The sequence below is a fragment of the Riemerella anatipestifer genome (assembly GCF_009932355.1).
Classification (GTDB): domain Bacteria; phylum Bacteroidota; class Bacteroidia; order Flavobacteriales; family Weeksellaceae; genus Riemerella; species Riemerella anatipestifer_E.
This window is the reverse complement of sequence record NZ_LEKU01000017.1, coordinates 37,037-55,708: the sequence shown is the minus strand read 5'-3', so window position 1 is coordinate 55,708 and position 18,672 is coordinate 37,037. Positions and strand designations below refer to the sequence as shown.

General features: G+C 34.6%; 17 protein-coding genes and 1 tRNA gene. 4 read left to right on the top strand and 14 right to left on the bottom strand.

From position 1 onward, the window contains the following. The first annotated feature begins 107 nt into the window (after positions 1 to 107). Positions 108 to 1,913 carry a translational GTPase TypA gene (gene typA, locus GXW81_RS07155; RefSeq protein ID WP_052911040.1) on the top strand — a complete coding sequence of 602 codons (1,806 nt, stop codon included), beginning with the start codon at positions 108 to 110 and terminating at the stop codon, positions 1,911 to 1,913. A gap of 97 nt (positions 1,914 to 2,010) precedes the next feature. Here the strand turns inward: typA and GXW81_RS07150 are convergent. The 3 genes from GXW81_RS07150 to GXW81_RS07140 all read right to left on the bottom strand — a co-directional run bounded on the left by GXW81_RS07150 (position 2,011) and on the right by GXW81_RS07140 (position 2,953). Continuing rightward, positions 2,011 to 2,084: transfer RNA gene (locus GXW81_RS07150), tRNA-Ala, on the bottom strand. Between the two features lie 54 nt (positions 2,085 to 2,138). Then, positions 2,139 to 2,369 (bottom strand): DUF2007 domain-containing protein, encoded by a 231-nt coding sequence (locus tag GXW81_RS07145; protein ID WP_004918958.1) that lies wholly within the window; start codon positions 2,367 to 2,369, stop codon positions 2,139 to 2,141. Positions 2,370 to 2,437: 68 nt separating this feature from the next. Then, entirely contained in the window at positions 2,438 to 2,953 is a 516-nt protein-coding gene (locus GXW81_RS07140; RefSeq protein ID WP_161531769.1) for a thioredoxin family protein, read from the bottom strand. 124 nt (positions 2,954 to 3,077) lie between these two features. Here GXW81_RS07140 and GXW81_RS07135 point away from each other — a divergent pair, with 124 nt between their 5' ends. The 3 genes from GXW81_RS07135 (at position 3,078) to lysS (ending at position 7,455) form a co-directional block, all read left to right on the top strand. Further along, on the top strand, positions 3,078 to 4,367 hold the full coding sequence (locus tag GXW81_RS07135; RefSeq protein ID WP_014938689.1) for an adenylosuccinate synthase: 1,290 nt from the start codon (positions 3,078 to 3,080) through the stop codon (positions 4,365 to 4,367). 207 nt (positions 4,368 to 4,574) lie between these two features. Continuing rightward, on the top strand, positions 4,575 to 5,618 hold the full coding sequence (locus tag GXW81_RS07130) for a cytochrome-c peroxidase (protein WP_161531768.1): 1,044 nt from the start codon (positions 4,575 to 4,577) through the stop codon (positions 5,616 to 5,618). A gap of 139 nt (positions 5,619 to 5,757) precedes the next feature. Then, positions 5,758 to 7,455, top strand: a complete 1,698-nt coding sequence (lysS, locus tag GXW81_RS07125) for a lysine--tRNA ligase (protein ID WP_161531783.1) — start codon at positions 5,758 to 5,760, stop codon at positions 7,453 to 7,455. Between the two features lie 76 nt (positions 7,456 to 7,531). Here the strand turns inward: lysS and GXW81_RS07120 are convergent, their stop codons facing one another. From GXW81_RS07120 to infC, 11 genes are all read right to left on the bottom strand, one after another. Further along, positions 7,532 to 8,236 carry an intradiol ring-cleavage dioxygenase gene (locus GXW81_RS07120; RefSeq protein ID WP_161531767.1) on the bottom strand — a complete coding sequence of 235 codons (705 nt, stop codon included), beginning with the start codon at positions 8,234 to 8,236 and terminating at the stop codon, positions 7,532 to 7,534. A 64-nt stretch (positions 8,237 to 8,300) separates the two neighbouring features. Then, complete coding sequence (locus tag GXW81_RS07115) at positions 8,301 to 9,179, bottom strand: AraC family transcriptional regulator (RefSeq protein ID WP_161531766.1); 879 nt, start codon at positions 9,177 to 9,179, stop codon at positions 8,301 to 8,303. A 105-nt stretch (positions 9,180 to 9,284) separates the two neighbouring features. Beyond that, positions 9,285 to 10,760 (bottom strand): amidophosphoribosyltransferase, encoded by a 1,476-nt coding sequence (gene purF, locus GXW81_RS07110; RefSeq protein ID WP_161531765.1) that lies wholly within the window; start codon positions 10,758 to 10,760, stop codon positions 9,285 to 9,287. Positions 10,761 to 10,791: 31 nt separating this feature from the next. Then, complete coding sequence (gene purC, locus GXW81_RS07105; RefSeq protein WP_079208059.1) at positions 10,792 to 11,511, bottom strand: phosphoribosylaminoimidazolesuccinocarboxamide synthase; 720 nt, start codon at positions 11,509 to 11,511, stop codon at positions 10,792 to 10,794. 49 nt (positions 11,512 to 11,560) lie between these two features. Continuing rightward, entirely contained in the window at positions 11,561 to 15,265 is a 3,705-nt protein-coding gene (locus GXW81_RS07100; RefSeq protein WP_161531764.1) for a phosphoribosylformylglycinamidine synthase, read from the bottom strand. Positions 15,266 to 15,448: 183 nt separating this feature from the next. Beyond that, positions 15,449 to 15,688, bottom strand: a complete 240-nt coding sequence (locus tag GXW81_RS07095; protein WP_004918972.1) for a hypothetical protein — start codon at positions 15,686 to 15,688, stop codon at positions 15,449 to 15,451. 84 nt (positions 15,689 to 15,772) lie between these two features. Further along, positions 15,773 to 16,666 (bottom strand): 3-hydroxybutyryl-CoA dehydrogenase, encoded by an 894-nt coding sequence (locus GXW81_RS07090; protein WP_161531763.1) that lies wholly within the window; start codon positions 16,664 to 16,666, stop codon positions 15,773 to 15,775. Between the two features lie 119 nt (positions 16,667 to 16,785). Then, a complete protein-coding gene (rplT, locus tag GXW81_RS07085; RefSeq protein WP_004918977.1) occupies positions 16,786 to 17,130 on the bottom strand; it encodes a 50S ribosomal protein L20 in 345 nt (114 codons plus the stop codon). 123 nt (positions 17,131 to 17,253) lie between these two features. Beyond that, the gene (gene rpmI, locus GXW81_RS07080; RefSeq protein ID WP_154136846.1) at positions 17,254 to 17,451 is read right to left on the bottom strand and encodes a 50S ribosomal protein L35; all 198 of its coding nucleotides are present in this window, start codon (positions 17,449 to 17,451) and stop codon (positions 17,254 to 17,256) included. A gap of 36 nt (positions 17,452 to 17,487) precedes the next feature. After that, a complete protein-coding gene (locus GXW81_RS07075; RefSeq protein WP_260393567.1) occupies positions 17,488 to 18,063 on the bottom strand; it encodes a hypothetical protein in 576 nt (191 codons plus the stop codon). A gap of 77 nt (positions 18,064 to 18,140) precedes the next feature. Next, the gene (gene infC, locus GXW81_RS07070; RefSeq protein WP_052911051.1) at positions 18,141 to 18,638 is read right to left on the bottom strand and encodes a translation initiation factor IF-3; all 498 of its coding nucleotides are present in this window, start codon (positions 18,636 to 18,638) and stop codon (positions 18,141 to 18,143) included. Positions 18,639 to 18,672 lie beyond the last annotated feature (34 nt).

The following is an 18,672-nucleotide window of genomic DNA, read 5'->3' as shown; positions in this document are numbered from 1 at the left end:
ATTTTTAGAGCAACGCAATGGGGAAAGCCTGTTGCGTTTTTTATTATCTATTAAAAGACCTTCTAAGTCCATTTTTTTTCCTATTTTTGCCGCGTAATTTTTTCTTTATGCAAAATATTAGAAACATCGCGATTATCGCCCATGTTGACCATGGAAAAACAACTTTAGTGGACAAAATTATCCACGCAACTAACATCTTTAGAGAAAACCAAGAAAGTGGTGAGCTTATTATGGATAATAATGACCTCGAAAGAGAACGAGGCATTACTATCCTTTCTAAAAATATCTCGGTAACCTACAAGGATACTAAAATAAATGTAATAGATACACCTGGACACGCCGATTTTGGTGGAGAGGTAGAGCGAGTGCTTAAAATGGCAGACGGTGTGTTACTACTTGTAGATGCCTTTGAAGGACCTATGCCACAAACTCGTTTCGTTTTGCATAAAGCATTAGAATTAGGATTGAAGCCTATTGTGGTTATCAATAAAGTGGACAAACCTAACTGTCGTCCAGATGAAGTTCACGACCAAGTTTTTGATTTGTTCTTTAACCTAGACGCTACCGAAGAACAACTAGACTTCCCTACTTTCTATGGCTCGTCTAAAGAAGGTTGGTTTAATTCAAGCCTAGAAAAATCAGAAAATATTTTACCACTTCTAGATGGTATCCTACAATATGTACCAGAACCAAAGGTAGAAGAAGGTAACCTACAAATGCAAGTAACCTCGTTAGACTACTCGTCTTTCTTAGGAAGAATTGCCGTAGGGAAAATCATCAGAGGTTCGGTTAAAGAATCTCAATGGATTGGCTTAGCTCAAGAAGACGGCAAAATCGTTAAAGGTAAAGTAAAAGAGCTTTATATTTTTGAAGGTTTAGGTAAGAAAAAAGTAAGCGAAGTATTTGCTGGAGATATTTGTGCTATTGTTGGTTTTGACAATTTCCAGATAGGAGATACTTTCGTAGATTTAGAAAACCCAGAGCCTCTCCCAAGATTGTCTATAGATGAGCCTACTCTTAATATGACTTTCTCTATCAACAACTCTCCGTTTTTTGGTAAAGATGGTAAATATGTTACCTCTAACCATTTAAAGGAAAGATTAGAAAAAGAACTTGAGAAAAACTTAGCCTTAAGAGTACAACAAACAGAAGATGCAAATACTTTCTTGGTATTTGGTAGAGGGATATTGCACTTATCTGTACTTATAGAAACTATGCGTAGAGAAGGTTATGAGATGACTATCGGTCAGCCTCAAGTAATTCTTAAAGAAATAGATGGCGAACAGTGCGAACCTTACGAGTCTTTAGTGGTAGATGTTCCTGAAGAATATGCTTCTAGGGTGATAGATTTAGCTACACAAAGAAAAGGAGATTTACACATTATGGAGACCAAAGGAGAAATGCAACACCTAGAGTTTGAAATTCCTTCTAGAGGTCTTATCGGACTTCGTTCTCAAATGCTTACTGCAACAGCTGGGGAAGCAATTATGGCACATAGATTTGTGGATTACAAACCGTTTAAGGGTCAGATACCTGGTAGAAGTAATGGCGTATTGATTTCTAAAAATCAAGGGTCATCTACCGCTTACTCTATTGAAAAGCTACAAGACAGAGGACGTTTCTTTGTAGACCCAGGTGAAGAAATTTATGTAGGTATGATTGTAGGAGAACAGAACAAGCCTGGAGATTTAGTAGTGAATATTGTGGAAGGTAAGCAACTTAACAATATGCGTGCTGCAGGTAAAGATAAAGATGGAAGCATCGCGCCTAAAGTTCTTATGACTTTAGAGGAGTGTATGGAATACATACAACAAGACGAATGTATAGAAGTAACGCCTAATTTTATCCGAATGAGAAAGAAGATTCTTTCTGAAGAGGATAGAAAAAGAGCCGAAAGAATGGCAAAAGCCTAAAATACCAAAATCCCACTATAGTTTTTATAGTGGGATTTTTTTGTCTAAATAAAAAAGCTATTCCAAATCAATGGAATAGCTTTTTAATAAATTTAGGTGGAGAATACGGGATTCGAACCCGTGACCTTTTGACTGCCAGTCAAACGCGCTAGCCAACTGCGCCAATTCCCCAAGATTGCTTTTACGAAGATATAAATATTTCAACACAAAAGCAAAATAGTATTTCTACTGTTGAGACTTTAGATATTCATCTACAATTTCTAAAGCCTTTTTTTCATCTTTTAATTCTACCTTAACTTTCATAGTCGTTGCCGTAGGCGTAGATAAAAATGAAAGATAACTATTCTCTACTTCTGCTGTGATACCAGCTTCTTCTAACTTTGATTTAATTAGTTGTACTTCTTGTATGGTATCTCCCTCAAATACGGGAACTCTTGTTACTACGTCCATAATCATTATTTTTTAGGTTAATGACCCCAATATACTACTTTTATTTGTAATAACCAAATTTCTACAAGGCGTATTTATTTTGATAGCTCATTTATCGTTTTCTGAATATCAGGATCATCAGGTGTGATGGCATAATATTTAGCAATGCCAGATTTTTGATTAACCACAATATACCTAGGAATCCAATTCAAATCTATGTAGTTGTTAAAATCATTTTTCCAACCAGAAAAGAACCAATAATTTTCTTTATTAGCTAATTCATGCTTGTCTAATCCTTTTTTCCAAGCCTCTTCGTTCCTATCTAAAGATAGAAATACAAAGTCTACATTAGGATTGTTGTTCTCTAATGTTCTTGCAGCAGGTAAGGCGTTAATACAATCTCTACACCAACTTGCCCACATATCTAGTACTAGTATTTTCCCTTTGTGTTTAGCTAGTACATCTTTAATTGTAACTTTCTTTCCGTCTATTGTTTGTACTTTTTGAGACAGAGCAGATGCACTAAAACTAGTCTTTAAAACTTTAGGAGCTTCTTGTGAATAAGCTAAAGCTCCAAATATCATTCCTGTTATTACGAGTATTTTTTTCATAAGTTTTAAATAAATGAGATTACAATAATACAGACTTTCCTCATCAAAAACAAAACCAAAAAGCCTTTTGATATCCCATTTTTTTAAATTATTTTTGTAACATTCTAATAAAAAAGTAAAAAATATGTCAACTTATGTGGTAGTAGGACTCCAATACGGAGACGAAGGTAAAGGTAAAATTACAGATGTACTCTCTGCAAAATCTGACTATGTGGTTCGTTTTCAAGGTGGTAATAATGCAGGGCATACGGTATATGTGGGTGAAGATAAATTTGTTCTACATCTTTTGCCTTCTGGTGTATTGCAGTGCAAAGGTAAATGCGTGATAGCTAACGGTGTAGTAGTAGATCCTAAAGCGTTTATCTCCGAAATAAAACAAATAGAAGCTAAAGGGCTTAGTACAGACCATATCTTTATCAGTAGAAGAGCTCATGTCATTATGCCTTATCATATTCTTTTAGATACTTATAGAGAAGAAGAGTTGGTAGGAGAAAAGCAAATCGGAACGACTAAGAAAGGTATAGGACCGTGTTACGAAGATAAGATTGCAAGAGTAGGAATAAGAATGATTGACTTACTAAACCCAGAAGTCTTAGCTGAAAAAATTAAAGTAAATCTTAAGGTTAAAAATTCATTATTTGAAAAATATTTTAATAAACCAACTTTAGATTTTGATACCATTTATAATGAATTTTTAACCATTGGAGAACAGCTAAAAGACAGAATTGTAGATACAGAACTAGAGATTAATGAGGCGATTAAAGAAGGAAAAAATATCTTGTTTGAAGGGGCTCAAGCTTTAATGTTGGATATAGATTTTGGTACCTATCCTTATGTTACTTCATCATCTCCATCTACAGGAGGCGTATGTACAGGTGCGGGTGTGCCACCTACAGCTCTCAAAAATTTAATAGGTGTGGCTAAGGCTTATACCACAAGAGTAGGTAATGGTCCCTTCCCTACTGAGTTAGATAATGATTTAGGCGAAAAAATTAGACAAATTGGTCATGAGTTTGGAGCAACCACAGGAAGACCTAGAAGGACAGGTTGGCTAGATTTGGTTTCGTTAAAACACGCTTGTATGATTAACGGGATCAATAATTTAGTTATTACAAAACTAGATGTACTCACTAATATTGAAGAGCTAAAAGTAGCAACTAAATACAAAACAGAAGACGGAAAAATTATAGATTACTTTACCTCTTCTACTACTAAACTCTATCATTATGAGCCTATATATGAAACTCTAGAAGGTTGGACGGAAGACATTACCAAAGCTCGTTCTTATGATGAGTTACCCGTGAACGCTCAAAAATATATAGAATTTATAGAGAAATATTTAGGTATCAATGTTTATTTGGTGTCTGTAGGGCCAGAAAGAACTCAGAATATTATAAGGAAAGAATTATTTTAAAATTAGACTTTATCATTCAGTATTATAAAAGTTAGTTGTGAAAATTCATGACTAACTTTTTTTGTAAAAAATGACACTTACATTATTTATATTTAAAATAAATTATAATTAAAGTAGTGGTAATAGAAATATTCTATAAATGTAATTTATCATAATATATCTCGGTAATATGTGGTATTTTTGCAAAAGAAATATAATAATTCTGATATGAGAAGGAGTAACGCTATTTTTACAGTACTTTTAGGAGCTATGTTAGTAAGCTGTACTGAACAAGTGGACAAAGGAAAAGCAGAGTATGTGTTTGACACTTCTGGAATGTCTGATTTAATGAGAAGTGCTAATCAGTACTTTAAACCAGTATCAATAACTGATAAAGGTGATTTCAGTGAGGATATGATTAATCTTGGTCAGAAGTTATATTTTGACAAAAGACTTTCTAAAAATGAAACCATTAGTTGTAATTCTTGTCATAACTTAAATACTTTTGGTGTAGATAACCTGCCAACTTCTCCTGGAGATACTAAAGAATTTGGAGGACGAAACTCTCCTACCGTGATTTATGCTTCGCTACACAGTCAGCAGTTTTGGGACGGAAGAGCTAAAGATGTAGAGGAACAAGCAGGAATGCCTATCTTAAATCCGATAGAACACAATATCCCATCTGAGAAATTCTTAGAAGACAAGTTAAGACAAATCCCTGAATATCAAGCTTTATTTAAAAAAGCATTTCCTAATGAAGCTCAGCCTATTACTTATAAAAATTTAACTAAGGCGATTGGTAGTTTTGAGAGACAACTATTACCTGAAAGTAGATTTGACAAGTATCTAAATGGAGACGAAAATGCATTAACACAAAAGGAAAAAGATGGTCTAAAAGCCTTTATAGATAATGCTTGTATTGCTTGCCATAACGGTTCTGCCGTGGGTGGTGGCTCTTTACAAAAATTTGGAGTTTATGCAGATTATTGGAACTACACTAAGAGTAAAAAGGTAGATGCTGGAAGGCAAGATGTAACCAAAGACGAGAAAGATAAATTCTTATTTAAAGTACCAAGTCTTAGAAATATTGAGAAAACTTACCCTTACTTCCACGATGGTTCTGTAGCTTCATTAGAAGAAGCCGTAAGAATTATGAGTAAAATACAAAACAATAAGGATATTAGCGATAAAGATGTTGAAAATATAGTTGCTTTCTTGAAGTCGTTAACGGCAGATATAGACAGCAAGTATAAAACAGTAGCTAATAAATAAAGTACTTCGTAGTATATTTTTAACTAAAAACTCAAGGTTTTCAATATAGCCTTGAGTTTTTTTATGATATCAATCTTAGGTTTTTGGTGTCTCTATATTAAATTATTAACTTTGCAACCTCGTAATTTAGAATAAAATGATGCATTTATCAGAACAAGAAATTATCCGTAGAGAAAAGTTAGAAAAACTTTCTCAAATGGGCATAAATGCCTTTCCGGCAGACGAATATGCTATTACACATACTACACAATCTATAAAAGAAAATTTTCAAGAAGGAAGCAAGGTTAAAATCGCTGGTAGGCTAATGTCTAGAAGAATCCAGGGGAAAGCTTCTTTTGCCGAATTACAAGATAGCGAAGGTAGAATACAAGTGTATTTTAATAGAGATGAAATCTGTCCTGAAGAAGACAAAACCCTTTATAACGAAGTTTATAAGCATCTTTTAGACATTGGAGATATTATAGGCGTAGAGGGAGAATTGTTCAAAACTCAAGTAGGAGAAATGACGGTAATGGTTAAAAATTTCACTCTATTAACCAAAACGCTTCGTCCACTTCCTCAACCTAGAACTGATGAAAATGGCGTGGTACACGATGCTTTTAATGACCCTGAACTTCGTTATAGACAGCGTTACGTGGATCTTACAGTAAACCCACATGTTAAAGAAATTTTTGTAAAAAGAACCAAATTGTTTAACGCAATGCGTGGGTTCTTTAATGATGCTGGATACTTTGAAGTAGAAACGCCTATTTTACAGGCTATTCCAGGTGGAGCTTCAGCAAGACCATTCATTACGCATCACAATGCCTTGGATATTCCATTATATATGAGAATTGCTAACGAGCTTTATCTTAAAAGGCTTATCGTAGGTGGGTTTGATGGTGTGTATGAGTTCTCTAAAAACTTCCGTAACGAAGGTATGGACAGAACTCACAACCCTGAGTTTACAGCCATGGAGATTTATGTGGCGTACAAGGATTATAACTGGATGATGGATTTTACCGAAAAACTATTAGAACATTGTGCTACTGCGGTTAATGGTAAACCGGAATCTCAGTTTGGCGAACATACTATCAATTGGAAAGCCCCTTATCCAAGAATTTCTATGACGGAAGCCATTCAGAAATTTACAGGGTTTGATATTACAGGAAAAACCGAAGAGGAACTTAGAACCTTCGCTAAATCCATCGGTATTGAAGTAGATGACACGATGGGGAAAGGCAAGCTCATTGACGAAATTTTCGGAGAGAAGTGTGAAGGTAACTTTATTCAGCCGACTTTCATTACTGACTACCCTATCGAAATGTCTCCGCTTACTAAAAAGCACAGAAGTAAAGAAGGCTTAACCGAAAGATTTGAGTTGATGGTTTGCGGCAAAGAAATTGCCAATGCTTACTCTGAGCTTAACGACCCTATCGACCAAAGAGAACGCTTTGAAGAGCAGCTTAAACTTTCAGAAAAGGGCGATGACGAAGCGATGTTTATCGACCAAGATTTCCTAAGAGCTTTAGAGTACGGTATGCCACCTACGGCTGGTTTGGGTATTGGTATGGATAGATTGGTGATGTTTTTGACGAATAATGCTTCTATTCAGGAGGTACTATTCTTCCCTCAAATGAGACCAGAAAAGACTCAACCTAAAGTAGAGATAGGAGAAAACGAAGAAATTATCCTTGGCATTCTTAATAAAAACAATGGTAAAATGCTGATAGCTGACTTAAAAACACAATCAGGTTTAAGTGGAAAGAAATGGGATAAATCTTCTAAACTATTAGTTTCTAATAATTTAATTTCTCTAGTAACTGAAGGTGAGGATAAATATTTCCAAATAGTTTAAAAATAGAACTTTATAAAATTACAAGCAGGCTCAAAATTTATAGAGCCTGCTTTATTTTTTGAGTTACAATAATATTCTAAACGACAATGGTTTTGGTAAGGGTATAACCATTAGCAACATCTCCTTTGATATCATCTAACATATTACCACTTAAACTATCGGAGAAGACATTATCACTCTCGTTTTGTGTATCAGCCACTCCTTTGTAGCCTGTTGTTGCATAAACAGTATCGCAAACACTCTTTGGGAAAGCTATCTGCGAAACTCTAATAGAATTTCCATTTGCATCAAGAATTTCCAAATGTATGTGTGATGCACGCCCTCTGTACCAGCCTGGGAAAATACTTATAAATGATACTTGTCCGTTTTTATCCGTAGTGCTTCTGCCCCTTAAAAAATTATTACTAGTATAATTTGCCTGTTGCATACCTCCACCTCCATACTGTGAGTAATTGCCCTCGGCGTCGCAGTGCCAAATATCCACCAAAACACCAGCCATTGGTTGGCAATTATTACTTTGGTCTTGTACCGTTAAATTTATAAGGAGAGCAACACCTGAGCGGTCTCCTACAATATTTTCTCTAACTAATTGAGCAGGTGTCTTAATTGGGAACGGACCTGCGGTTTCACTTGGTGACAAACTACAACTTCCTGTACTAGAATCGGTACTTGTTGTACTGCTTGACTCTCTATCTTTTGAGCAAGAAGTAATTATTGATGGTATTGCAACTATAGTCCCCAACCCTAATAAACCTTTCTGTAAAAATTTTTTCCTATCCATATATTATTCTTTACTTACAAAGAACAATATTCTTTACTTCAGAAAATAGTAAAATACAGACATTTTATAAAACATTTTGTTCTTTTCTAAACTGCAAAGGAGTGACATTATTATTTTTTTTAAAGACCTTACAAAAATAAGATGGCTCTAAAAATCCCACTTCGTAAGCTATTTCAGAAATAGATAAATCACTATGTTTTAATAATCTTTTAGATTGCAGTAGCCTTCTATTCAATATTATGGTATTTAATGTAGTATTAGAAATAAGCTTTATCATACGACTCAATTGTCGGGTAGAAATTTTAATTCTGTTGGCATAGTCTTCTAGAGATAAATCTTTATAGTAATTGGTTTCTACTAAGTCTAGAAATAATTTGTAACTACGAATTTGATTGTTAGTATAAATAAAGTCGTCATTCGTATCAGATATAATGTTTCTTTTAACTTCATTTAAAAATAAAAATAATAAGGCTTTTATATTTTCTAAAGTTAGAGCTTGTTGGTCGTATTCTGACAAAAGTAAGTGGGCATAATTATATAATTCGCTATGCTCAGCAATTGAAATAAGTGGTTGGTATCGAATATTATGCAAATACACAATTTCAAATAAAAGATTAGAAGGAATTAAGCTGTTATTTATAAAGTCTTTTGTAAATAAAATCCTGTAACCTTTAAGCTCCTGACTAACATTTTTCTCTAAGTGATGTACTTGCCCTTCATTGATAATAAAGAGGTTATTGTTTTTAATATGAAATGTATTAAAATCTACATTATGTATGGCAGAGCCTTCTTTTAGTAAATAAATTTCATAGAATAGATGTTTATGTGGCGTTTTTATAGATTGAGGTGGTAAATAATCTAAATTTTCTAATTTATGGATAAGGAAATCTTTATGCTTTAGCTTTTGTCCTACGAAATCTTCTATACTATAAGCTGTAAACATTTAAAATAAATTATTATAAACAATAAACAAAGATACAAGTTTATTAAAATGTAAGAATTTAAATCAACTAAAAAGGATTAGCAAAATGCTAATCCCTTTTTTAATTTAGTCTTTACCTACAGGATAACGCTCTGTAAAGCAACCGAAACAATGTTTATCCGAGCCCAAAATAGCTTTAAGATTTTCTAAGCTCAAAAACTCTAGAGTATCTACACCTAAATAATTTCTTAGCTCTTCTAAGCTCATATTGGCAGAGATTAAATCGTCTTTTGTGGGTGTATCTATTCCCAAATAACACGGTGCAATAATAGGCGGAGATACGCTTCTAAAGTGGATTTCTTTAACTCCAGCATCTTTTAAAATCTTTACCAATCGTTTGGAGGTTGTCCCTCTCACAATAGAGTCGTCTATAATTACTACTCGTTTCCCTTTAATTTCGGAAATAATAGGGTTGAGTTTTAGATTTACTATTCGCTCTCTCATTTCCTGTGTAGGCACAATAAAAGAACGACCAATGTATCTATTTTTAATTAAAACAGGACGAAACGGAATACCCGATGCTTTAGAAAATCCAATAGCGGCTGGCACTCCAGAATCAGGAACACCTATAACAATATCAGCTTCTACAGGTGCTTGTTCCCAAATTTTCTCCCCGGATTTTTCTCTAATTTCGTGTACATTTATCTGCTCCATTTCGGAGTCTGGTCGTGCAAAATAAATGTACTCGAAAGAGCAAATGTTTCTTTCACAGTCATTTTTTACCATATAAGATTTCAGCCCCTCTTCGTTTTCACCTGTATAGATGATTTCTCCAGGTTGAATATCTCTTACATAAGTAGCTCCCACAGCGTCTAAAGCACAACTTTCAGAAGCGACTACATAGGCATTACTATCCTTCATCTCTCCTAGTACCAATGGACGAATGCCGTTAAAATCTCTAAAGGCAAAGAATTTATTTCGGGTCATACCCACCACAGAGTAAGCACCTTTTATCTTTTCCATCGTTACCTTTATTGCTCCACGAAGCCCTAAATCTAAGTTTTTTTGTATAAGTCTTAGGATAACTTCAGAATCGGAAGTTGCTCTAAAAACCACGCCTTCTGCTTCTAGCTCTTGCTTTAGTTCCATAGCATTGGTTAGATTTCCATTATGAGCTATGGATAGGATAATTTGGTCGTACTCATTTTTGGCAAAAAACGGCTGATAGTTGTATTTTTTCTTATCCCCAGCAGTGGTATATCTGGTATGTCCTATTACAGCATTACCCATAAAATCTTCGGGGTCTTTAATTTCTTTATAGACATCTAAAACAAGACCTTCATCTTTAATATTGATGATTTTTCCGCTGTTACTCACAGAAATACCACAAGCCTCTTGACCTCTGTGCTGAAGAGCAAAAAGCCCAAATTGAGATAATGAAAAGGTATCTAAATTTTCTTCCGAATACAGTCCAAAAATACCGCACTCTTCTTGTGGAGCGTCTAAAGCCTCTTCTTGTTTCGTTCTCAACAGGTTTCTTCCATACGGACGATGTTGAAACTGCTTTAGATAAGTTTCCTTATGTTCAGTTAAGTTTTTCATTAGTTAATATATCCTAAATATGAGTTAGTTATTATGCTAACACTTTTTTTAGTCTTTCATAAATTTCCTCGTATGCCTCTGTAACACCACCTAAGTCTCTTCTAAAACGGTCTTTATCTAATTTTTTCATTGTGTCTTTGTCCCAAAGGCGGCAAGTATCAGGAGAAATTTCATCAGCCAAGATGATTTGTCCGTCTGAAGTTTTACCAAGTTCTATTTTGAAGTCCACTAAAATAATATTCATTTTATCAAATAACTCTATTAGAATTTGGTTGATTTTATCTGTTAACGAATACATCTCGTCTAATTCTTCTCTTGTAGCTGCCCCTAGAAATATAGCGTGATAATCGTTGATTAGTGGGTCTCCCAATTCATCTTTTTTGTAGCAAATATCAAAAATAGTAATAGGAGATTTAATGCCTTCCTCCATACCTAAACGCTGTGCCATACTTCCCGCAGAATAGTTTCTCACTACCATTTCTAATGGAATAATGTCCACTTTTTTCACTAACTGCTCTCTGTCGTCTAGCTGTTTAATAAAATGGGTAGGAATCCCTTTCTCGTTAAGGTATTGAAAAATAAGCGTTGTAATGGCGTTATTCATTTGCCCTTTCTTATCTACTTGTCCTTTTTTTTGAGCATTAAATGCCGTAGCATCATCTTTAAAACGAACAATCACCTCGTCTGCTTTATCCGTAGCGAATACCTGTTTCGCCTTACCTTCGTAAAGCATAGCTCCTTTTTGACTCATTTTTATACTTTTTATTTATTTATTATTTCTCTAAAACATTCACTCATTTTTAATCTCTGAAATAAGAAACTCCGTTCTTAAATATATTATGATAATTTGCCGTTGGGATATTCTTCATCAATCCTTCTGCATAGCGTTCAGGGTGTCCCATTCTACCGAATATCTTACCGCAAGGGCTGGTAATACCCTCAATTGCAAATAGAGAATTGTTAGGATTGTATGGCATACCGTGAGCAATAGCTCCATCTAAATCCACATATTGTGTCGCAATTTGTCCATTTTTGTATAATTGAGTAATCACTTCTTCTGATGCCATAAATCGTCCCTCTCCGTGGGAAATCGGAATGGTATAAATCTCCCCTTTCATACCTTTAAGCCAAGGGCTATCATCATTTATAACCTTTACATTTACCATTTGAGAAATATGTCTTCCGATGCTATTATGAGCTAAGGTAGGCGAATTTTGGTCTAAATCTCTAATCTCTCCGTAAGGCAATAGACCCGATTTTACCAATGCTTGGAAGCCATTACAAATACCGATAATCATACCATCTCTCTCCAAAAGTCGGTGTACAGCCTCACGCATTATATCATTCTTAAGCACATTTACGATGAATTTGGCAGAGCCATCTGGTTCGTCTCCAGCAGAGAAACCACCCGAAAAAGCCAAAATCTGAGATTGGTCTATCTCCTTAGCCCACGCTTTGATACTCTCTTGCAAAGCATTGTGATTAAGATTAACCAATGGCTTCATAGAAACCTCCGCTCCTTCTTTTCGGAAGGCATTAAGTGTTTCGTATTCGCAATTAGTACCTGGGAAAACAGGCGTGAACGCCTTTGGTTTGGTAATATGATGTTTTTTAATTATAATCGTTCTAGGTTCAATAGAATTAAGTTCGGTGTCTAATTCTAGCTCTATTTTTTGTTTTTCTTTTGTTGGGAAAAGCGTTTCAAAAGTTTGGCAATAGACTTTCTTCAAATCGTCTATATCAAAACTATCATTGTTGATTACTAATTTTTTATCATTGCTAACTTCACCTATCTTTTGTAGTAACTGGTGAGATAAAGGCTCTGTACTTTCAATAAGTAATCCACCAATATTTTTTTCTAATAAAGCTGTATCATTGGCATTAACTATCGCACCTAACCCATTTCCAAAAGCCATTTTGGCTAACCCTACAGCTATACCACCTTCTTTTATGGTTTTTACAGAAACGATTTTTTTATCTTTAATTTGATTGAAAATATAGGTGTATATTTCCTTTAAATCGTTATAGTTAGGAAGTCCTTTAGCTTCTTCTGTTTCTTGAGAATGATGATAGAAATGATAAATTAAATTTCCTGCTTTTTTAAATTCAGGCGAAATTATATTTGATTTCTGACCATCTGCACACGCAAATGAAATAAGTGTAGGTGGTACATTGATGTCTTGATAAGTGCCAGACATAGAGTCTTTTCCGCCAATAGCGGCTAACTCAAAATTCATTTGAGCATGATAAGCTCCTAGCAACGAGGCTAATGGTTTTCCCCATTTATCAGGATTTTGCCCAAGCTTCTCAAAATATTCTTGGAAACTTAAACGAATTTTGCGGAAATCTCCACCCATCGCTACAATTTTAGCCACACTTTCCACTACGGCATTAGCCGCTCCTACCATTGAGTTTTGTTCCGAAATAGTGGCATCAAATCCCCAACTGGCTAAAGAAACAGTTTCTATATCCTTAGCCTCCATAATTGGTAAGGTTTGAACGCTTCCCTCCATTGGTGTTAGTTGATGTTTTCCACCTAGAGGCATTGCTACCGTAGTTGCTCCCACACTAGAGTCAAACATTTCTAATAAACCTTTTTGAGAGGCTACATTTTTATCAGCTAATAATTTTTTAAAGTTAGTTTCGTTAAATTCTAACCTTTCTGTCTGTACTTCTTGAAGATGATTAACCGCTACTTCTTGTTTTTTAGAACAGCCGTTGGTATCTAAAAATGCACGGCTTAAATCTACAATCTTCTCACCTCTCCAAAACATTTGCATTCTGCCAGAATCTGTAACTTTAGCAACTTCTACTGCCAAAATATTCTCCTCTTTACAAAAGTTGATGAATTTATCTTTATCGTTGGCATCTATTACCACTGCCATCCTCTCTTGAGATTCAGATATAGCTAATTCTGTTCCGTTAAGTCCTTCATATTTTAATGGAAGAACATCAAGATTAACCTCCAAACTTTCAGCTATTTCGCCTATTGCTACCGAAACTCCTCCAGCACCAAAATCATTTGATTTTTTAATCAATTTTGTAACCTCTGGATTTCTGAAAAGTCTTTGTATTTTTCTTTCCTCCACAGCATTACCCTTTTGTACCTCGGTAGATAGTGTGTGGATAGATGTTTCGTCTTGCTCTTTAGAACTTCCCGTAGCACCTCCTACGCCGTCTCTACCCGTAGCACCTCCTAAAATAATGACTAAATCACCTGCCTTAGGTTGCTCTCTTTTTACCCAATCTACAGGCACAGCTCCTACTACAAAACCAACTTCCATCCTCTTAGCACGATAGCCCTCGTGATAAATTTCGGAAACTTGTGTCGTCGCTAAACCAATCTGATTTCCGTAAGATGAGTAGCCATTAGCGGCTTGTTTGGTAATTGTTCTTTGAGGTAATTTTCCTTTGAGCGTATTTTCCACAGGCTCCAACACATCTGCTGCTCCCGAAAGACGCATCGCCTGATATACAAACGAACGCCCAGATAATGGGTCTCTAATAGCACCACCTAAACAAGTCGAAGCACCACCAAAAGGTTCTATTTCCGTAGGGTGATTATGAGTTTCATTTTTAAATAAAAGATACCAAGGCTCTTTTTTACCATCAAATTCAGCATCTATTTTGATAGTACAAGCATTGATTTCGTCTGAAACTACAAGATTATCTAGTTTGCCTGTTTTATGGAAATATTTAGCACAAACGGTAGCCAAATCCATTAACGAAATAGGTTTAGCCTCTCGCCCTAAAAAAGCTCTTTTCTCCAAATAATCTTTAAAAATATGTTCTAAAGTAGCCTTAAACTGTCCCTCAAAACGAATGTCTTTAAGTTCTGTTTCAAAGGTGGTGTGTCGGCAATGGTCACTCCAATAAGTATCTAAAACTTTAAGCTCTGTTTCTGTTGGATTTCTCTGTTCTGACTTAAAATAATCTTGTATATAAGCTAAATCGTCTAAACCAAAGGCGAAGTTTTGCTCTGTATAGAACTCCTTTAATTGTGATTCGTTTAAAGTTATAAAATCGTGATAGGTTACCACTTCTTTCGGAGTTTCCTCTTTTGGGATTTCCAATTTAGAAAGGTCTTTCTCCTGAGACTCTACTCTATTGATGAGTAAATCTTTTACTTTTTGTAGCTCTTTTTCGTTGATACCTTCTATTTCTACTAGCTTTCCGCTTCTTACTTTGGCTTGAGTATTTTCCGTTAGCAATACAATACATTGCTGTGCAGAATCTGCTCTTTGGTCATACTGCCCTGGCAGAAATTCCATAGCGAAAGATAGGCTTTTAGCAGGGTTTTCATAGTGTAAAATATCGGTTACAGGGTCTGCAAAGACATTATATACTACTTTATCAAAATCAGTGTCATTAAGTCCAAAAACATCGTAGATATTATAAACCTTTACCTGCTTGATGTGAGGTAATATATTCTTTATTTCATCGAAAATTTTAGGACTTTCCACATCAAAAATCCCTCTTTTTTCTATGTAAATTCTTTTACTCATTATTAGATTTTTTAGATTTTATTTTTCAAAAATTAGAGCGTTCCAAAAATACTCAATTTTTGATTTTATTCAGAATATAAAGCCGACTATTTTACGACTTCTGTAAAAAAATATCACAAAAAAAGCCGCTATTGGACACCCCAATAACAGCCTTTTATGTTAATAACGAATTTAAGTCATTTTTTAGTCTAAATCTTCGTCATCATATTTTTCTAATTCAGCATCGCACCACTTGAAAGCAGCTTCTACAGCTTTAGTAGCTTCATCTGCAATGCTCTCTTCATCATCTCCTTCTAAATCATCTAACCACTCTACTTCTTCCTCCTCTACATTAAGAATGAATCTAGGGTACTCAGTGTGAACTACGAATAAGTCTTCTGGAAACTCGGTGTTGTCCGCTAATAAAAATTTAGGTAATTTCATTGGTTTAAAATTTTAATATTCTAATTTTAGAATCTTGTCCTGCAAATATAAACAATTATTTCTGTTAATCTGAATTAAATTTTGTTAATTTTTAGAAAACATACGGGCTACTTTTTCAGCCTTTTTTGTTTCGGTATAGTCATAGAAACCTTCTCCTGATTTTACTCCTAATTTCCCTGCCATTACCATATTTACCAATAGTGGACATGGGGCGTACTTTGGATTCTTAAAACCATCATACATTACATTAAGAATTGCTAAACAAACATCTAGACCTATAAAATCTGCTAGTTGTAGCGGTCCCATGGGATGTGCCATACCTAACTTCATCACGGTGTCTATTTCCTCTACTCCAGCTACATTATTGTATAAAGTTTCTATAGCTTCGTTTATCATTGGCATTAGGATTCTATTGGCTACAAATCCAGGATAATCGTTAACTTCTACAGGCACCTTTGATAAGTCTTTTGACATTTTATAAACCACATCGAAAGTTTCTTTAGAAGTAGAATACCCTTTGATAATTTCCACCAATTTCATAATAGGAACAGGATTCATAAAATGCATTCCGATGACTTTATCAGGTCTCTGCGTTACCGCTGCAATCTGCGTGATGGATATAGAAGAAGTATTGGTTGCTAGAATACAGTGTTGTGGTGCTAAAGTATCTATTTTTTTAAAGATATTCAATTTTAACTCTGTATTTTCAGTGGCGGCTTCTACAATCAGATCTGCATCTTTAACAGCACTTTCTAAGGAAGTGTTTTTGGTAATATTGTTTAATGTTTCTTCTTTTTGAACTTCGGTAAGATGTCCTTTAGAAACAATTCTATCTAAATTTTTAGAAATAGTCTCAACACCTCTGTCTAGAGCTTCCTGTGAAATATCTACTAAATTTACCTTAAAACCATTTTGAGCAAAGGTATGAGCTATCCCATTCCCCATTGTCCCAGCTCCGATTACTACAATATTTTTCATTTTTGATTTAATTATAAATTTTGGTCACTAAAAATAATATAAAATTCCGATAGACACAAATAAAAAAGAGAGAGTAACTAAAACTCTCTCTTTATATTGATAACAAAAAAATTAAACATTTATTTTACTTGATCTACAACAGCTTTGAATGCTTCAGGGTGATTCATTGCAAGGTCTGCAAGAACTTTTCTGTTCAATTCGATGTTGTTCTTTTTAAGAGCTCCCATAAACTGAGAGTAAGACATTCCATACTCTCTGCATCCTGCGTTGATACGCATAATCCAAAGGCTTCTGAAATTTCTTTTCTTCTCTTTTCTACCACGGTAGGCATATTGCATTGCCTTTTCCACGGCATTTTTAGCAACAGTCCAAACATTTTTTCTTCTACCGAAAAAACCTTTAGCTTGTTTCATTACTTTTTTTCTGCGTGCTCTTGACGCTACAGAATTTACTGATCTTGGCATAATTTAATAATTTGTTTTTTTGAAATGGGCGAAGTTTTAACGCTTTCTTAGTGGCACCATTTCAGGGTTAAACTTGTTTGAATTTTTTGAATTCTTATAAACCGAATAACTGATTTATAAAAACTACTTGATAGCTAATTGCTTCAAAACGCTTTTCTCGTCAGATGGATGAACATAAGAAGTTTGCGTAAGATTTCTCTTTTGCTTAGTTTCCTTCTTAGTCAAGATGTGACTTTTGTAAGCATTTTTTCTTTTGATTTTACCAGTTCCGGTAAGAGCAAAACGCTTCTTAGCTCCTGATTTCGTTTTTAATTTTGGCATTTTTTTGCTTTTTTATCGTTTTGTTATCAATATATTTTATTTACATTTCTTTTCAAAATACTCAACAAATGGCATAGGAGAGTCTTTGAATTTCAGTTCTTTATTCTCAAATGCCTCCTCCATCTTAGGACATTTATCCTTGAAGAATTTTACAATTCTTTTTCCGTTACCTTTTTTAGTTAAATCTATCGTTGAAATGTTATGTGTTACATGATTTACCGCTACAAAAGTTACTGGCTCATCCGACCACTGAAAGTAATAGTATGTAGAACTACCCGCCGGATCTGTAATCATCATTCTTGATGCACCAGCACCTACCATCGTGGTCTTCATATCACTTTCAAACAATTGAGCATAGATTTTGACTTTACCTGTATAATAATTATAAACCCAAATGTTTTTCTTTTTGTAAGGAACAGATATAAAATCTATATATTTACCACTGTCCTCTAAGTAAGAAAGTTTCTTTACATCTTCTAAGTTAATATCCTCTTTTTTTGCAGATTTATCAAGACTGCTTTTAAACACGATTGAATTCTTCGAAATTTCTTGAGGGCGTTGTAAATAACCTTTCTTCTTACTACCATCTTTGTAGACAACTATCCCATTCATATATTGGGAAAAAAATGTACTACAAAAACCTAATGATAACAAAAAAAGTAATCTATATTTCATCATAACAAATATGTTTATTTCGTTTTCTTAGGACTCATCATCATAATCATTCTTTTGCCCTCTAATTTAGGTAGCTGATCTACTTTCCCTACATGCTCCAAATCCTGAGCAAGTTTTAATAAAAGTATTTCTCCTTGATCTTTGAAAACAATAGAACGACCTTTAAAAAACACATAGGTCTTAAGTTTAGAACCTTCTTCTAAGAACTTTTCGGCGTGTTTTTTCTTGAATTCGTAGTCGTGGTCATCGGTTTGAGGTCCAAAACGAATCTCCTTTACTACTACTTTTACTTGTTTAGCTTTAAGCTCTTTTTGTTTCTTCTTCTGCTCATAAAGGAACTTTTTATAATCCATAATACGAGCGATGAAAGGCTCTGCTTTATCAGATATAACTACCAAGTCTAGTTCTTGTTCTTCTGCCAATTCTCTAGCTTTGGCTAGCGGATATATACCTGGTTCTACATTATCCCCTACAAGGCGAACCTCTTTAGCACGGATTTTTTCATTAATCATGTGCGCATCCTCCTGCTGGCGACGCGGTGCTGAC

Bases quoted from the DNA above. Each gene is read 5' to 3' on its own strand.
- GXW81_RS07120 (WP_161531767.1), bottom strand. From the start codon at position 8,236: ATGGATAGGAAAAAATTTTTACAGAAAGGTTTATTAGGGTTGGGGACT.
- GXW81_RS07090 (WP_161531763.1), bottom strand. From the start codon at position 16,666: ATGAAAAATATTGTAGTAATCGGAGCTGGGACAATGGGGAATGGGATA.
- typA (WP_052911040.1), top strand. From the start codon at position 108: ATGCAAAATATTAGAAACATCGCGATTATCGCCCATGTTGACCATGGA.
- purC (WP_079208059.1), bottom strand. From the start codon at position 11,511: ATGAGTCAAAAAGGAGCTATGCTTTACGAAGGTAAGGCGAAACAGGTA.
- GXW81_RS07135 (WP_014938689.1), top strand. From the start codon at position 3,078: ATGTCAACTTATGTGGTAGTAGGACTCCAATACGGAGACGAAGGTAAA.
- GXW81_RS07100 (WP_161531764.1), bottom strand. From the start codon at position 15,265: ATGAGTAAAAGAATTTACATAGAAAAAAGAGGGATTTTTGATGTGGAA.
- GXW81_RS07075 (WP_260393567.1), bottom strand. From the start codon at position 18,063: ATGAATGGGATAGTTGTCTACAAAGATGGTAGTAAGAAGAAAGGTTAT.
- rpmI (WP_154136846.1), bottom strand. From the start codon at position 17,451: ATGCCAAAATTAAAAACGAAATCAGGAGCTAAGAAGCGTTTTGCTCTT.
- purF (WP_161531765.1), bottom strand. From the start codon at position 10,760: ATGAAAAACTTAACTGAACATAAGGAAACTTATCTAAAGCAGTTTCAA.
- GXW81_RS07145 (WP_004918958.1), bottom strand. From the start codon at position 2,369: ATGATTATGGACGTAGTAACAAGAGTTCCCGTATTTGAGGGAGATACC.
- GXW81_RS07115 (WP_161531766.1), bottom strand. From the start codon at position 9,179: ATGTTTACAGCTTATAGTATAGAAGATTTCGTAGGACAAAAGCTAAAG.
- lysS (WP_161531783.1), top strand. From the start codon at position 5,758: ATGCATTTATCAGAACAAGAAATTATCCGTAGAGAAAAGTTAGAAAAA.
- GXW81_RS07130 (WP_161531768.1), top strand. From the start codon at position 4,575: ATGAGAAGGAGTAACGCTATTTTTACAGTACTTTTAGGAGCTATGTTA.
- GXW81_RS07140 (WP_161531769.1), bottom strand. From the start codon at position 2,953: ATGAAAAAAATACTCGTAATAACAGGAATGATATTTGGAGCTTTAGCT.
- rplT (WP_004918977.1), bottom strand. From the start codon at position 17,130: ATGCCAAGATCAGTAAATTCTGTAGCGTCAAGAGCACGCAGAAAAAAA.
- GXW81_RS07095 (WP_004918972.1), bottom strand. From the start codon at position 15,688: ATGAAATTACCTAAATTTTTATTAGCGGACAACACCGAGTTTCCAGAA.
- infC (WP_052911051.1), bottom strand. From the start codon at position 18,638: ATGATTAATGAAAAAATCCGTGCTAAAGAGGTTCGCCTTGTAGGGGAT.